This window comes from Curtobacterium sp. VKM Ac-2922 (assembly GCF_022815645.1).
In the GTDB taxonomy this organism is placed as follows: domain Bacteria; phylum Actinomycetota; class Actinomycetes; order Actinomycetales; family Microbacteriaceae; genus Curtobacterium.
In genome coordinates, this window is record NZ_JALGRO010000003.1 from 323,057 (window position 1) to 337,503 (window position 14,447).

Below are 14,447 nucleotides of genomic sequence, written 5' to 3' on the forward strand. Positions count from 1 at the left end.
GGCTGCGCACGTAGAGTGGTTGACCGGCACGGTACGCCTCTCGGGGCGATCCCGGAACCCCCTTCTCAAGCAATCGTCAGGAACTTCCGCATGGCCTCGGTCTTCAGCGCTCCCACCCGCAACCTCGACGTCGTCACGTTGCACGAGATCCTCCGGCTGCGGCAGGACGTGTTCGTCGTCGAGCAGGGCTGCGCGTACGGGGACATCGACGGACGCGACCTCGAGCCGGGCACGGTGCAGTTCTGGGCCGGCGAGGGTTCGGTGGACGCCACGCTGCGACTGCTGCGCGAGCCCGACGGCACCGAGCGCATCGGCCGCGTCGTCACGGCTGCCCGCGCTCGAGGCACCGGGCTGGCCGGGCAGCTCATCGAGGCCGCCCTCGCCGCGACCCGCTCGCCCGTCGTCGTGATCGGTGCGCAGGCGCAGCTCGAGCAGTGGTACGGACGCTTCGGCTTCGTGCGCTCGGGCGACGACTACACGGAGGACCGGATCCCCCACGTCCCGATGACCCGCACGCGCTGAGCCCGCGGCGGGGGTCAGCCGCCGCAGGTGTCTGGCGCCGCGGGGGTCAGGCGCGGCGGGGGTCTGGCGCGGCTCCGGTCCCCGAGTGGTCACGACATCCCGCTCACGTCCGGCGACTGGTCGCGAATCGTCGATGTGGCGCCTCCCGAGCGACGACCCGCGACCGGTCGACGATCACCCGCCGGGGTGTCGTGACCGGTCAGCGCGGGTCGTTCCAGCGCGCCGATCGACGATCTGCGACCGGTCGACGATCATCCGCCGGGGTGTCGTGACCGGTCAGCGACGGCAGCCGAGCAGCAGGCGTCGGGGTCAGGCTCGCCAGCGCCGGAGCTCGTCGTAGGACCGGGCCTGGCGCTCGCGATCCGCGGTGAGCCGCTCGAACACGATGTTCGTCTGCGTGGTCGCCACGGACGGGTCCCCGCTCAGCTCGTCGGCCACGAAGTCGCGGAGCTGCTCGGTCGACGTGCAGGCGATGTGCACCAGGAAGTCCTTGTCGCCCGCCAGGAACGACACGTCCAGCACGACGGGCACCCGCAGCAGACGCTTGGCGAACTCCCGCAGCTCGTGCCGTGCGGCGGCGTGCACCCGCACCGAGACCATCGCCTCGATCGAGAAGCCCAGCCGGGCGACGTCGACGTCGGCCCGGTACCCACGGACGACCCCGGCGTCCTCGAGTGCGCGCACCCGGGCCAGACACGTCGACGGGGCGATCCCGACGGCTGCGGCCAACCGGTTGTTCGGGATCCGGGCGTCCGCGGCCAGCGTCCAGAGGATGCGCTCGTCGACCTCGTCGAGGCGTGGCGCGGGATCGGGTCGAGCTGCTCGGTCGGACACGCGACCACCGTAGCGCGGGCGGTCCGCCCCGCATCGAGGGAGCAGGAACGGGAACGGGACGGCGCGGGCGCGGGCGGCCCGTCCGCGCTACATCGCCAGGGTCATGCCGAGGACGGCGACCGTCATCGCGAAGACCTCGCCGCTGCGCACCGCACGCCGGTCGTCACGCCCCCACTCGTACCGCAGCAACCACCCGCTGAACGCGCAGTAGCCGATCACGCCTCCGCCGAGCACCGCCGTCAGCGCGATGCCGTGCGCCGCATGTCCGTCTGCCAACCCGGTCGCGTGCCCCATGAGCAGCATCCCGGCCATCACGACCGAGGACAGCGCCCGGTGCACGTCCATCGGCTCGGCCCGGCGCCCGTCAGCGCGACGTCGGCGCATCACCGGCAGCGGTGCCAGGAGCAGCAGCACGGTCGCCGCCATCAGCGTCCAGACGGCGCCCGCATCGAGCACGGGCAGCAGCATCGCGACGAGCATCACCGCCGCGGGCACGATCACGCCGGGGCGCGGGCGGTACCGGTCACCGACGATGCAGCACACCGACGCGAACTGCGGCACGACGAGCAGCGCGTCGGACACGGTCTGGTGCACGGGCGGTCCTGGGAACGGGTCGGGACGGCGGGTCAGGCCTCGGCGCGGGCAGCCGTCTTGGCGGCGCGCTCCTGCTTGACGCGGGCGTTCTCGGCGTGGACGGCGGCCTGGGTGGCACGTTCCTGCACGAGCCACTCGGGCTTCTGGACCAGCAGGTCCTTGATCTGCGCCGTGGTCAGGGGTTCCTCGATGCCGGAGCGGCTGAGCCCGGAGATCGACACACCGAGCTTCTGCGCGACGACGGGGCGCGGGTGCGGGCCGTCGCGACGCAGGTCTTCGAGCCACTCGGGCGGCGAGGTCCGCAGTTCGTCGAAGGCGGTCCGCGTGACGGGCGCGTCGCGGAAGGACTCCGGAGCGGCCGACAGCAGGATGCCGAGCTTCTTCGCAGCCGTCTCGGGCTTCATCGTCTGTTCCTGCGCCATGGTGTCAAGGGTACGGCCCCTATGCTCAGTTGCATGACCGCGGCACTCACCATCGCTTTCGTGCCCGGCGTCTCCCCCGCCAAGTGGGCTCGCGTCTGGCGCGACCGGTTCCCCTCCGTCGAGCTGCTGCTCCGGCCGATCGGCCAGTCCGAGGTCGACGAGACCCTGGCCGGCGACGCCGACATGGTGTTCGCCCGGCTCCCCGTCGCCGAGTCCCACAACGCCATCCCGCTGTGGACCGAGACCGCCGTCGTCGCCACGCCGAAGGACTCCGCCCTCGCCAAGGCATCGGAGCTCACCACCGCGGACCTGGCCGACGTGCACGTCATCGACGCCGGTCCCGTCCCCGCGGACGTCAGCGGCGCGCTCGACCTGGTCGAAGCCAACGTCGGCGTCGTCGTCCTGCCGCAGTCGCTGTTCCGCAAGGCCAGCCGCAAGGACCTGATCGCCCGCCCCCTGACCGACGCCGAGGGCACGCGCGTCGCCCTCGTCTGGCGCGAGCAGGACGCCTCGGACCTGACGGCCGAGTTCATCGGCGTGGTGCGCGGGCGGACCGCCAACAGCTCCCGCAGTCAGCCCGACCAGCCAGGAGGCCCGGATCGCGCCGCCGACGACGGCTCGCGGCCGTCGCGTGGCGGGTCGAAGGCCGACGCCGGCAACAAGCCCGGGTCCGGCGGCAAGGCCGGCACCGTCGGCGGCAAGGCCAAGGCGAAGTCCCCGGGTGGCGGCAAGTCCGGTGGCGGCAAGAACTCGAACACGGGCAAGGGCCCGACGCCGGGCCGCGGCAAGATGCGCGGCAAGCCGAGCCGGGGGTCGAAGGGCAACCGATGACGGGCACGCGCCTGCAGGTGATGCCGGCCACGAGCCTCCCGGCCTGGTTGGACACGACCATGGCGGCGTACGTCCGGTCGCGGATGCGGTCCGGTGAGAGCCGCGAACGCGCCGAGGCGAACAAGCAGCAGTCGCTCGACCGCTGGTTCCCCGGCGGCGCGCCGCTCGCCGGACACCATGTGTGGGACGTCCTCGACGACCAGGACACCGTCGTCGGGTACCTGTGGATCGGTCCGTTCGAGGCCGGCAGCGCGGACTGGTGGGTGTTCGACGTCGAGATCGACGCGGATCACCGACGGCTCGGACACGCTCGGCGTGCACTCGAGCTCGGCCAACAGGTCGCGAAGGACCAGGGCGCGCGCTCGATCGGCCTCAACGTGTTCGGGTACAACACCGGCGCGCAGGATCTGTACGCGCAGCTCGGGTACCGGGTGACCTCGACGCAGATGCTGCTGCCGCTCGACTGACCGCCGGTCAGCGCATGACGGCTGCGGCGGCCTGCGCGACCCGGTCGCCTCGTGCATCCTCGGCGGCGGCACGGGCCTGGGCCACGACCCGGGCGTCGGCACGCTCGGCCGATCCGGCGTCGAACGGCGGCTGCGGGTCGTACTCGATCTGCAGCTGGATGCGTTCGGCCTCGGGCTGCCCGGCGAGTTCGGCCGCGAACCACAGCGCCATGTCGATGCCCGCGCTGACGCCGGCCGCCGTCACCACCGAGCCGTCGTCGATGATGCGTTCGTCGACGGGCGTCGCTCCGAAGGCCGCGAGCATCGGCTTCGACGCCCAGTGCGTGGTCGCGCGTTTGCCGGCGAGCAGCCCGGCCGCGCCGAGGACGAACGCCCCCGTGCACACCGAGGTGATCCACGTCGCGCCCTCGGCCTGACGCCGGACGAAGGCGATGACTTCGGGGTCGAGCATCGCGTCGAACGCACCGTCGCCGCCGGGGACGACGAGCACGTCCGCCGAGGTCGCGTCGGCGAAGGTGACGGTCGGCACCAGCGGCAGGCCGCAGTCGGTCGGGACGGGGTCGAGCGTCGCGGCGACGTACTCCACGCGCGCGCCGGGCACCCGCGTGAGGACCTGCGCCGGGCCCACCAGGTCGAGCAGCGTCAGGTCGGGGAACAGCAGGAAGGCGATCCGCACCTCGGCGGGGTCGTGCTCGGGGACCCGGCCGTCGGCGGCGAGGGCGTCGGGCCCGGGCACGTCGACGTCGATCGGGACGGCGACCTGTTCGGCGTCGACCGGGGTGACCTGGATGACGCGCGGGGTGGATGCCGGGTGCTCGTTCGTCATGTCGTGACCCTAGCCCCGGGAGCCGTCCTCCGGACCGGCGCGTGCCGTGGCATGCTCGTGCCGTGCGACGACTCCTGCTGACGGCCGGGCTCGCGGTGGCCGGTCTCGGCGCGCTGACGGCCTGCAGTGGTGTTCCTGCCGACCCGATCGATGCCGCACGGGACCTGCCGGACGCGCCCGCGTGGGTGATGTCGTCGTCTGGGACCGACTGCGGGACCGCGGAGATGCAGGGGGCCGGTCCGTTGCCGGCTGCGGCGCTGCGGTGTCTGCGAACGGCGTCCGACCGAGGCGACGGAGCGACGTTCGCGTGGACGGCCGCCACGACCGACGGGGACCCGGTCCCGACCTTCCTGCGGACGACGGCGGCCGGGGTGTCCATCGCGTCGACCGGCGCCTGGGACTCGTCCGGTGCAAGCGGCTGGTCAGAGTCCGCGTGCACCGGTGGGCTCATGTCGGTGACGCGGTCCGGCTGTGGCGGCTGACACCGTGCAGCCTCGATGGGTGACGCTCTCGCACCGTCGCCCGGACGCACTGCTGGTGGTCGCCGTCCTGGCGGTCGGGCTGAGCATCGCCGCGGTCGTCTGGGTGGCGTCAGTGCTGGGGCTGTTCACAGCGCCGACCTCCGTGGTCGTCGTGAACGACACCCGCGGGAGCGTCGACCTGACCTGTCTCTGGGACAACCGTGAGGACCTGCGGCCCGGCAGCCGGACCACGATGAGCGTCGACCGCGGATCGACCGAGGACTGCGAGGTCGATCCGCACCCGGGGACCGGCGACACGGACCGGGACACCACGTGCCTGGTGCTCGACGCGCGCGGCGAACAGGCCGAGTCACACGAGCAACGCGTGTCGTCGGCACGCGACGAGGACACGGTGGACTGCGCGGTGTGACCCCGTGGCGTCAGGACCAGACGCCCGAGGTGCCGCGACGGTGGCTGTCGACCAGGTGGGTGTCGACGATGCCGAGGGCCTCCATCAGCGCGAACATCGTCGTGGGCCCGACGAACGCGAACCCGCGCTTCCGCAGGGCCTTCGACAGGGCGACGGACTCGTCGCTCGTGGTCGGGACCTCGGCGAACGTCCGCGGCTGCGGGGTCGACTCCGGGCGGAACGACCACACGAACTCCGCCAGGCCACCGTCCGCGCGCAGGGCGATCGTGGCGTTCGCGTTCGTGATCGTCGCCAGGATCTTCGCGCGGTTCCGGACGATGCCAGCGTCGGCCATCAGCCGGGCGACGTCGTCCTCGCCGAAGCCCGCGACGATGTCCGGGTCGAAGTCGGCGAAGGCGGCGCGGAAGGCGGGACGCTTGGCCAGGATCGTGCGCCAGGACAGGCCGGACTGGAAGGCCTCGAGCGACAGCCGCTCGAACACCCCCCGCTCGTCGCGGACGGGCATGCCCCACTCGGTGTCGTAGTAGTCGCGCAGCATCGGGTCGACCGACGCCCAGGCGGGGCGGGCCAGTCCGTCGTCCCCGGTCACCAGATCACTCACGGGTCCATCCTGCCGGTCCGCACCGACGACACCCCGCTCATGAAATCCCGGTGGTCACAGATCGTCGATCGGGCGAGGTCCGCCGCGGCCCGTGCCGGCGCCCGACTGGTCACGACACCCCGCTCACCTCCCTCGACCGGTCACAGATCGTCGATCGGCAGCGCCGCGAACGACGACTCGTGACCACTCGAGGATGCGCCGCCGGGGTGTTGCGACCGGTCAGCCGGGGCCAGCCGGGGCCAGCCGGGGCCAGCCGGGGCCAGCCGGGCCAGCGCGGCCGACCCCGGTGTCAGGCGCGGAAGCGCCGCAGCAGCTGGGCGTTCAGGCTGACGATGACGGTCGACAGGCTCATCAGCACCGCACCGACCGCCGGCGACAGCACGAAGCCGACGCCCGCCAGCACACCGGCTGCCAGTGGGACCGACAGCAGGTTGTAGCCCGTCGCCCACACCAGGTTCTGCACCATCTTGCCGTAGGTCGCACGCGACAGGTCGATCACGGTGAGCACGCGGCGCGGGTCGTTCGAGGCGAGCACCACACCGGCGCTCTGCACGGCGACGTCGGTACCGGCGCCGATCGCGATGCCGACGTCCGCACGGGCGAGCGCGGGTGCGTCGTTCACGCCGTCGCCGACCATCGCGACCACGGCGCCGCCCTGCTGCAACCGGGCGACCTCGGAGTCCTTGTCCTCGGGCAGGACCTCGGCGCGGACCTCGTCGATCCCGAGCTCGCGGGCGACGGCCTCGGCGACCTGCTGGGCGTCACCCGTGACCATCGCCACGCGGATGCCGCGGGCGTGCAGGGCGCGGACGGCCTCGGCCGACTCGGGGCGCACGGCGTCTCGCACGGCGAACGCCGCCCGGACAGTACCGTCGACGACCGCGACGATGACCGCCGCACCCTCGGCACGCCACCGCGCGATCGTGTCCTCGAACTCGGCGGGGACCGCTGCGCCGCCGTCACGCAGCATCGCGGGGCCACCGACCTCGACACGCTGGCCTGCGACGGTCGCGGTGACCCCGCGGCCGGGGACGGACCCGGTCTCGGAGACGTCGGACGGCACGGCCACGCGGCGCTGCTCGGCCGCGGCGACGATCGCCCGGGCGACGGGGTGCTCGCTGTCGCGTTCGGCGGCGGCGGCGAGCCCGAGGACGGCGTCATCGCCGACGGTGTCCACGACCTCGGGCGACCCGGTGGTCAGGGTGCCGGTCTTGTCGAACACGACGGTGTCGACGTTCCGCATCGCCTCGAGCGCCAGGCGGTCCTTGACCAGGATGCCGGCCTTGGCGGCACGCTCGGTGGAGATCGCGACGACGAGCGGGATCGCCAGCCCCAGGGCGTGCGGGCACGCGATGATCAGGACGGTGACCGTGCGGGTGATCGCCTCGGTCGGGCTGCCGAGCAGGATCCACACGACGAACGTGATGATCGCAGCGCCGGTGGCGAAGAAGAACAGCAGGGCCGCCGCGCGATCAGCGAGCACCTGGGTGCGCGAGGAGGACGACTGCGCCTCGGCGACCATCCGCTGGATGCCCGACAGTGCGGTGTCGTCGCCGGTGGCCGTGATGCGGACGCGGATCGAGCTGTCGGTGGCGACGGTGCCGGCGACCACGCGGTCCCCGGAGCCGCGTTCGACGGCGACGGACTCCCCCGTGATCATCGACTCGTCGACCTGCGCGCGGCCGCCGACGACCCGGCCGTCCGCCGGCACGCGTCCGCCGGGACGGACCACGACCGTCTGACCGACCTGGAGGCTCGCCACGGCCACCCGGGACACGTCGCCCTGGTCGTCGACCACGTCCGCTTCGTCGGGCAGCAGGGCCGCGAGGGCGTCGAGGGCACTGGACGCGACGCCCATCGCGCGCATCTCGATCCAGTGGCCGAGCAGCATGATCACGATCAGGAGCGCGAGCTCCCACCAGAAGTCGAGGTCGAGCCCGAACAGGCCCAGGCTGGTGATCCAGGACGCGACGAAGGCCACCACGATGGCCATGCCGATCAGCAGCATCATGCCGGGCTGCTTCGCGCGGGCCTCGGCGACCCCACCGCTCAGGAACGGCCAGCCGCCGTACAGGAACAGCACCGTGCCGAGGACCGGCGAGACCCAACCCGCCCACGCGGCATCGGGAAGCGGATAGTGCAGGATGTCCGCGAACATGGTGCTGAACGCGACGACCGGCACGGCGAGCACCAGGCTCCACCAGAACTTGTCGCGGAACATCGCGGCGTGGTCCCCGTGTCCGCCGTGCCCGTGGTGGCCGGCGTGTGCGTCGTGATGGCCGCCGTGGTCGTGCTCGGCGTGGCCGTGATCCGCGTGGGGATCGTGATCGCCGCCGCCGTGGTGCTCGTGCTGGTCGACGTCGAGGTCGTGCCGGCGGGCGTCGTCGTGGGACGCATCCCGCACGGTCGTCGCGTGGTGCTGGTGCTCGTCGTGCTCGTCCATGTCCCCGATGATACCCCCAGGGGGTACCGTTCGCATCGAGCCGGCGTGGTGGACACCTGCTGACCGCGGGTGGACCATGACCCCATGAGGCGATCCAGCATCCTCCGGCGCAGCGTCGCGACCGGACTCACCGTCATCGCGGTCGTCGCGGGGGTCCTGGTCCCCGCAACCACCGCGTCCGCCACCACCACCCCCGCCGTCCCCGTCACCGCCCTGCGCGTCGCGAAGAACGCGCTCGTGGACACCTCGGGCCGGGCCGTGAAGCTGCGCGGCGTGAACCGTTCCGGCACCGAGTACAACTGCCAGCAGGGCGGCGGCGTGTTCTCCGGCCCGACCGACCAGGCGTCGATCGACCTGCTGCGGTCGTGGAACGTCAACGCCGTGCGGCTGCCGTTGAACGAGCACTGCTGGCTCGGCATCGACTGGGCACCGCAGTCCACCGGCGAGCCCTACCGAGCGGCGGTGCAGGACTACGTCGACCGCCTGGCGGCGAACGGCATCCGGACGATCCTGGACCTGCACTTCACCGGACCGAAGGCGATCTGGGGCGAGCAGCAGAAGGAGATGGCGAACACCACCTACTCGCTGCCCTTCTGGACCTCGGTGGCCAGCCGGCTCGCGTCGAGCCCGGCCGTGCTGTACGAACCGTTCAACGAACCGCACGACATCTCGGTCGACTGCTGGCGGAACGGCTGCCAGATGCCCGAGGGCTGGCAGGCAGCCGGGTACCAGCAGCTCGTCGACACCATCCGGGCGACGGGGGCGAGGCAGCCGATCATCGTGAACGGGCTGGACTGGGGGCACGACATGTCGCCGCTGCTGACCGCGATGCCGACCGACCCCGCGAAGGCCCTGGTGGCCGGCCAGCACCTGTACAACTTCAAGAGCTGCGTGACGGCGTCGTGCTGGACGGCGAACTTCCGGCCGGTCGCGGTGAAGATGCCGATGGTCGCCGAGGAGATCGGCGTGAACGACTGCTCGACGACCATGCCGCTGGCGTTCATGCAGTGGATGGACCGGAACGGCGGCGACGGGTACGTGTTCTGGAACTTCGGCGTGACGGGCTGCCCGGACGGCGGACAGTACGGCGGCTCCGCCATGATCAGCGACTGGAGCGGCACCCCGACGCCCTACGGCGACGCGATCCGGCGGTACTTCCTCAGTCGCCCGCTCTGACGTCGGGCGACACGGAGGGAGACCCGGACGGCGACACCGAGGGAGACCCGGACGGCGCGGGCTGCGCGTCCTGCGTGCTCGGCCGGGTCGATGCGGCCGGACGTGCCGGTGCCAGTTCGCCGCGGCGTCGGACCGCGCCGGTGAGGACGAGCACCGCGATCACGACGGCCAGCACGATCCAGCCGGAGTACCCGAGCGGGCTGCGCAGCACGTTCGACACGCCGACCCCCGACGCGGCGAGCACGGTCCCGACCCCGGCGGCGCCGTTCACCCCGGCGTGGGCGAACACCGCGGGCCAGACGGACCCGGTGCGCAACCGGAGCCACCCCAGCACGGTGCCGAGCAGCACGCACGCCACGACCATGAACAGCACCCCGAGCCCGTCGAAACGCCCGAAGTTGTAGCCGAGCAGGATGATCGGCGTGTGCCACAGGCCCCAGACGACCCCGGAGCCGATCAGTGCGGGCCAGGTGCCGAAGCGCGACAGGGCCGGCACCAGGAAGCCCCGCCACCCGATCTCCTCGCCGATGGTGACGAAGGCGTTGAACGCCGCCAGGAACGGCAGTTGCACCAGTTGGGCGGTGACGAGCACCCCGATCGGCACGGGCAGCTGGGTCAGCCCCTGAGCGCGGAGCACGTCACGGAACCCACCGAAGCCGGTCAGGTCGAGCGGGAACCACCCCGCGGCGACGGCGACGGCGAGCGCGGCCACCGGCAGCAGCAACCCACCGAGGTAGGCCGCGACGGTCACCCACACCGTGCGCTTGGCCGGCCGGAGCGGCCACACGCCCAGGAACCGCAGCACCGGACGCGGTCGGCGGCGTCCGAGCACCAGCAGCACGAGCGCTGCAGCGACCAGCGGGGTGAACATCATGCCGACGATGAACAGGGTGGCTCCGGGCGTGCTCAGCCCGCGCCCGGACAGCCACAGCGGCAGTGTGACGGCCCACGCACCGCCGAGCGCCAGCACCAGGAACGCGACGATCGCCCACACCGGGACGATGCGGGCGGGCTGCGTGTGCGGGGCGTCGGTCATGCTGGAATGCTACCGGCCACCCCCGACGGACACCACGGTCGACACCGGCTCGTGGATAGGCTCTGGCCATGACCGAGCAGCCCCGCATCCTCGTCCTCAACGGCCCGAACCTGGACATCCTGGGCCGTCGCGACCCGGCGCAGTACGGCAGCGTCACCCTGGACGACCTGCGCCAGGTGGTCGAGACCGAGGCGGCGACACACGGGCTCGGTGTCGACTTCCGGCAGACCAACCGCGAGGGCGAGCTCGTCGAGTGGCTGCACGAGGCACTCGACGACCACGCCGCGGTCGTCATCAACCCCGCCGCCTACGCGCACACGTCGGTCGCGCTGCACGACGCGGTCGAGGCCCTCACCGTCCCCGTGGTCGAGGTGCACCTGTCCAACACGTGGAAGCGCGAGCCGTTCCGCCACGTCGACCACGTCGCCACGGCGGCGACCGCGGTGATCGCCGGAGCCGGCGCGGACGGCTACCGCCTGGCGGTCGCGCACGTGGCGTCACTGCTCGGCTGAGCGCGGCCCTCGGGCGACCGGCCGGACGGACGCCAGGCCCGTGGCGGCGTCGCCACGGGCCTCCCGTCCGTCCGCTGGCGCGGTCCGTCCGCTGGCGCGGTCCGTCCGCTGGTGCGGTCCACGAGCTGGTGCGGTTCAGAAGTCGGCGGGACGGGGCACGTCCGTCGTTGCCGCGCCGACGAAACCGCCGCGGATGATCGGCAGTGCACGCCGCACGGCCTGGTCGATGCGCAGCTCGAGGTCGAGGCTGCTGATGTCGTATCCCCCCTCGCGCTTGGTGAAGTCCCGCTCGTTGCCGAAGACCCCGAGCGGCAGCGTGGTCGACTGGAAGAACCCGAACAGCGGGCGCATCTGGTGCTCGACGAGCAGGGCGTGCCGGTCGCTGCCGCCCGTGGCCGTCAGCAGGACGGGGGTGTCGACCAGGTCGTACTGCCCGACCCAGTCGAAGAAGAGCTTGAAGGCACCGGAGTACGCGGCGCGGAAGGCCGGGCTGCCGACCACGAGCACGTCGGCGGACTCGACCGCCTCGAGCGCGGCCACGGTCGCGGGCGCCATCGTCGACCGGTCGGACGCGGCGCCGAGGTCGGCCAGCAACGGCCCGATCTCGACGACCTGGGTCCGGGCGTCCTCGATCTCGTCGGCCAGCCGTGCGACCGTCGCGGTCACCAGGGTCGACGTGCGCGAGGGGTCGGACGGGCTGCCGCTGACACCGACGACGAGTTCTCCGCTCATGGTCCCGATGCTCACACGCCGGCCGCGGACCGGGCCGGGTTGTGACGACATGTGTCGGTCCAGCCCTGCGGCGTAGCGTCCCCGGCATGCAGACGTTCCTGCCCTTCGCCGACTTCCGCGCCTCGGCCGAGGTCCTCGACGACAAGCGGCTCGGCAAGCAGCGCGTCGAGACCCTGCAGGTCATGCGGGCCCTGACGCTGCCGGACTACGGGTGGCAGCACCACCCGGTCGTCGCGATGTGGCGCGGGTACCGGCCGGCCCTGATGGCGTACCAGGACGCCACGTGCTCGGTGTGGCTGGAGCGGGGCCACGCGGACACGTGCCTGGCGAAGACCCTGGAGGACCTGGGGCGCTCCCCCGAGGACCTGGCCGCGTACGAGCGCGGTGACTTCCCGGTGCCGTCGTGGAACGCCGACGAGGCCGTGCACCGGTCGCACCGGTCGAAGCTCGTGCAGAAGGACCGCGAGCACTACCGCCCGCTGTTCCCCGACGTGCCGGACGACCTGGACTACGTGTGGCCCGTGCCGTCGGCAGCGAAGGACACCGGCACGCTCACGCGATCGGCGTCCACCGACCCCCGTCGCGCCGGGTGACGACGTCGGAGCGGACCTCGACCGTGCCGCTCAGTCCGTCGACCACGTGGCGACGCACGGCCACGGCCTGGTCGTCGTCGACCGCTTCGTAGCGGACGACCGCGCACGGGACGCCGCGCAGCAGTCGGACGTCCTGCGCCTCGACGACGGCGCGCTCCCCCGCCAGGCGTGCCGCGGCGGGCAGGACCGCGTCGGGGGCGATGCCGGCAGCGAGGGCTCCGACGGCGAGCGTCACACGGTACGAGGGCACCTCGCCACGCTACCGGTGGGCACACCACGACCCGCCGCGGGCACAGGGGGCTCGGAGGCGTCGTCCAGGGGTGACGACGTTTCCGCGACCCGCGACGGGTCTCTGGGTGCAGCGGGCCGTGGCACAGGGGATGCCGCGTCCCGCCCCGGACGCCGTCTTCAGGGGTGGGCGTCCGGTTCGTTCGCGTCGTCGGTCTCCGCGGGTGCGGACACGAGCGGCGCGGGTCCTCAGGGGTGGTCGATGTCCTCCCGGTACCGATCCGACTCGGCCGGAGCGGGCATGGAGCGTCGTGCGACGGCCGAGCACACCAGCGGGAGCAGGGCGCTCCCGATGGTCGCCAGCGCGCCGACCACGGCGATCAGCCCGAGGGGTGCGGAGCCGACGTCGTGCCCCGCGGCCACGGCCAGCGCGAGGACGGTGGCGGGTGCCGGCAGGAGCTGCACCGCCCGGAAGCGGTCCTCCCGGGGAGCCCGTCGGTTCATCGTCGCGTTGGCCATGACCCCACTCTGCCCGAGAACGCGTGTCCGCAGAAGGGGGGACAGGTCCCCAGTGATGGAGTAGAACGTCTAGTACACCTCAGCGAAGCGCGCGGACGGTCTCGACCGCGCGTGTGACGGCCTCGACGACGAGCGGCACGTCCGCGGTCGCGAGCGTCTGGTCGAACGTCAACCGCACGGCACTGCGTGCCAGGTCCTCGGACAGCCCGAGCGCCACGAGCACGTGCGACGCCTCGGTGCTGCCCGCGGCGCAGGCGCTTCCCGACGACGACACGACGTCGCGCTGTTCGAGCTCGAGCAGCACGGTCTCCCCCGTCACCCCGGGGAAGCAGAACGATGCGTGCCCGGGCAGCCGGTGCTCGACGGATCCGGTGACGAACGCACCGGGCACCCCGGCGAGCACGCCCGCGATCACGGCGTCCCGGGTCGCGGACGCCTGCTCCGCCGCACCGGACCGTCCCGCGGCGGTGATCGACAGCGCCGTCGCCACCGCCACGGCACCGGCGACGTCCTCGGTGCCCGACCGGCGCCCGCGTTCCTGTCCCCCGCCGTGCACGAGCGGCTCCAGCGGCACGCCGGCGCGGACCGCCAGCACGCCGGTGCCCTTCGGCGCGCCCAGCTTGTGCCCGGAGCAGCTCAGCGCGTCGACGCCCAGGACGTCGAGCCCGATCGGCAGCCACGGCGCGGACTGCACGGCGTCGGTGTGGAACCGTGCTCCGACCGCGTGTGCCACCGCTGCGAGCGCCGGCAGGTCCTGCACGGTGCCGATCTCGTTGTCCGCGTGCGCGATCGACACGAGCGTGGTGTCCGGTCGGAGCGCTGCGGCCAGGACGTCCGGGGCGACCCGACCGTCGGCGTCGACCGGCAGGACCGTCACGGTGAACCCGTGGAAGCGCTCGAGGTAGCGGCAGCTCTCGAGCACGGCCTCGTGCTCGATCGCGGTCGTGACGACGTGCCGGCCACGCGGCGACGCGAGCGCGATGCCCTTCACGGCGGTGTTGGCGCCCTCGGTGCCGCCCGCGGTGAAGACGACCTCGGCCGGCCGGCACCCCAGCACGTCGGCGACCCGCTGCCGGGCGTCGGCCAGTCCCCGTGCCGCCTGGTCGCCCAGCCCGTGGGTCGAGGACGGGTTGCCGAAGCCGCCCGTCAGCCACGGCCACATCGCCTCGAGCACCTCGCGGCGGACGGGGGTGGTGGCGGCACGGTCCAGGTAGAACACG

General features: G+C 72.8%; 20 protein-coding genes. 9 read left to right on the forward strand and 11 right to left on the reverse strand.

The genetic code is table 11. The features are described 5' to 3' along the window. The first annotated feature begins 90 nt into the window (after positions 1-90). The gene (locus MT346_RS05275) at positions 91-522 is read left to right on the forward strand and encodes a GNAT family N-acetyltransferase (RefSeq protein WP_243561764.1); all 432 of its coding nucleotides are present in this window, start codon (positions 91-93) and stop codon (positions 520-522) included. 309 nt (positions 523-831) lie between these two features. On the opposite strand, the gene MT346_RS05280 is transcribed toward MT346_RS05275, so the two are convergent. The 3 genes from MT346_RS05280 to MT346_RS05290 all read right to left on the reverse strand — a co-directional run bounded on the left by MT346_RS05280 (position 832) and on the right by MT346_RS05290 (position 2,372). After that, positions 832-1,356: an Lrp/AsnC family transcriptional regulator gene (locus MT346_RS05280; protein WP_243561765.1), complete on the reverse strand. Its 525-nt coding sequence runs from the start codon at positions 1,354-1,356 to the stop codon at positions 832-834. Positions 1,357-1,443: 87 nt separating this feature from the next. Next, positions 1,444-1,950: a hypothetical protein gene (locus tag MT346_RS05285; RefSeq protein WP_243561766.1), complete on the reverse strand. Its 507-nt coding sequence runs from the start codon at positions 1,948-1,950 to the stop codon at positions 1,444-1,446. 32 nt (positions 1,951-1,982) lie between these two features. Further along, positions 1,983-2,372 carry a DUF5997 family protein gene (locus MT346_RS05290; protein ID WP_243561767.1) on the reverse strand — a complete coding sequence of 130 codons (390 nt, stop codon included), beginning with the start codon at positions 2,370-2,372 and terminating at the stop codon, positions 1,983-1,985. Between the two features lie 33 nt (positions 2,373-2,405). On the opposite strand from MT346_RS05290, the gene MT346_RS05295 reads away from it, so the two are divergent. Then, positions 2,406-3,203: a LysR family transcriptional regulator substrate-binding protein gene (locus MT346_RS05295; protein WP_243561768.1), complete on the forward strand. Its 798-nt coding sequence runs from the start codon at positions 2,406-2,408 to the stop codon at positions 3,201-3,203. After that, a complete protein-coding gene (locus MT346_RS05300) occupies positions 3,200-3,670 on the forward strand; it encodes a GNAT family N-acetyltransferase (RefSeq protein ID WP_243561769.1) in 471 nt (156 codons plus the stop codon). The genes MT346_RS05295 and MT346_RS05300 overlap by 4 nt, the downstream gene beginning before the upstream one ends. Positions 3,671-3,677: 7 nt before the next feature. Here MT346_RS05300 and MT346_RS05305 read toward each other — a convergent pair whose 3' ends face one another. Then, positions 3,678-4,496 (reverse strand): DJ-1/PfpI family protein, encoded by an 819-nt coding sequence (locus MT346_RS05305; protein ID WP_243561770.1) that lies wholly within the window; start codon positions 4,494-4,496, stop codon positions 3,678-3,680. A gap of 62 nt (positions 4,497-4,558) precedes the next feature. On the opposite strand from MT346_RS05305, the gene MT346_RS05310 reads away from it, so the two are divergent. Beyond that, positions 4,559-4,978: a hypothetical protein gene (locus MT346_RS05310; protein WP_243561771.1), complete on the forward strand. Its 420-nt coding sequence runs from the start codon at positions 4,559-4,561 to the stop codon at positions 4,976-4,978. Positions 4,979-4,997: 19 nt separating this feature from the next. Continuing rightward, positions 4,998-5,387, forward strand: coding sequence for a hypothetical protein (locus tag MT346_RS05315; RefSeq protein WP_243561772.1), 390 nt, complete (start codon positions 4,998-5,000; stop codon positions 5,385-5,387). A 10-nt stretch (positions 5,388-5,397) separates the two neighbouring features. Here MT346_RS05315 and MT346_RS05320 read toward each other — a convergent pair whose 3' ends face one another. Both MT346_RS05320 and MT346_RS05325 read right to left on the reverse strand, forming a co-directional pair. After that, positions 5,398-5,988, reverse strand: a complete 591-nt coding sequence (locus MT346_RS05320) for a DNA-3-methyladenine glycosylase I (protein WP_308221876.1) — start codon at positions 5,986-5,988, stop codon at positions 5,398-5,400. A 289-nt stretch (positions 5,989-6,277) separates the two neighbouring features. Continuing rightward, the gene (locus tag MT346_RS05325) at positions 6,278-8,209 is read right to left on the reverse strand and encodes a heavy metal translocating P-type ATPase (RefSeq protein ID WP_374202503.1); all 1,932 of its coding nucleotides are present in this window, start codon (positions 8,207-8,209) and stop codon (positions 6,278-6,280) included. Positions 8,210-8,215: 6 nt separating this feature from the next. Between MT346_RS05325 and MT346_RS18555 the strand changes: the two genes are divergently transcribed. Together MT346_RS18555 and MT346_RS05330 are read left to right on the forward strand one after the other, a co-directional pair. Continuing rightward, on the forward strand, positions 8,216-8,494 hold the full coding sequence (locus MT346_RS18555; protein WP_374202504.1) for a hypothetical protein: 279 nt from the start codon (positions 8,216-8,218) through the stop codon (positions 8,492-8,494). Positions 8,495-8,515: 21 nt separating this feature from the next. Next, positions 8,516-9,607: a glycoside hydrolase family 5 protein gene (locus MT346_RS05330; RefSeq protein WP_243561774.1), complete on the forward strand. Its 1,092-nt coding sequence runs from the start codon at positions 8,516-8,518 to the stop codon at positions 9,605-9,607. Here MT346_RS05330 and MT346_RS05335 read toward each other — a convergent pair. Further along, complete coding sequence (locus MT346_RS05335) at positions 9,591-10,643, reverse strand: CPBP family intramembrane glutamic endopeptidase (RefSeq protein WP_243561775.1); 1,053 nt, start codon at positions 10,641-10,643, stop codon at positions 9,591-9,593. The genes MT346_RS05330 and MT346_RS05335 overlap by 17 nt on opposite strands. A gap of 68 nt (positions 10,644-10,711) precedes the next feature. Here MT346_RS05335 and aroQ point away from each other — a divergent pair, with 68 nt between their 5' ends. Beyond that, positions 10,712-11,155, forward strand: coding sequence for a type II 3-dehydroquinate dehydratase (gene aroQ / locus MT346_RS05340; RefSeq protein WP_243561776.1), 444 nt, complete (start codon positions 10,712-10,714; stop codon positions 11,153-11,155). A 135-nt stretch (positions 11,156-11,290) separates the two neighbouring features. Here aroQ and MT346_RS05345 read toward each other — a convergent pair whose 3' ends face one another. After that, positions 11,291-11,887: an NAD(P)H-dependent oxidoreductase gene (locus MT346_RS05345; protein ID WP_243561777.1), complete on the reverse strand. Its 597-nt coding sequence runs from the start codon at positions 11,885-11,887 to the stop codon at positions 11,291-11,293. 86 nt (positions 11,888-11,973) lie between these two features. Here MT346_RS05345 and MT346_RS05350 point away from each other — a divergent pair, with 86 nt between their 5' ends. Then, on the forward strand, positions 11,974-12,480 hold the full coding sequence (locus MT346_RS05350; RefSeq protein ID WP_243561778.1) for an MSMEG_6728 family protein: 507 nt from the start codon (positions 11,974-11,976) through the stop codon (positions 12,478-12,480). Here the strand turns inward: MT346_RS05350 and MT346_RS05355 are convergent. From MT346_RS05355 to MT346_RS05365, 3 genes are all read right to left on the reverse strand, one after another. Then, positions 12,440-12,730, reverse strand: coding sequence for a hypothetical protein (locus tag MT346_RS05355; RefSeq protein ID WP_243561779.1), 291 nt, complete (start codon positions 12,728-12,730; stop codon positions 12,440-12,442). The genes MT346_RS05350 and MT346_RS05355 overlap by 41 nt on opposite strands. Positions 12,731-12,957: 227 nt before the next feature. Then, positions 12,958-13,227 (reverse strand): hypothetical protein, encoded by a 270-nt coding sequence (locus tag MT346_RS05360; protein ID WP_243561780.1) that lies wholly within the window; start codon positions 13,225-13,227, stop codon positions 12,958-12,960. Between the two features lie 79 nt (positions 13,228-13,306). After that, positions 13,307-14,446, reverse strand: coding sequence for a cysteine desulfurase family protein (locus tag MT346_RS05365; RefSeq protein WP_243561781.1), 1,140 nt, complete (start codon positions 14,444-14,446; stop codon positions 13,307-13,309). Between the last annotated feature and the right edge of the window lies 1 nt (position 14,447).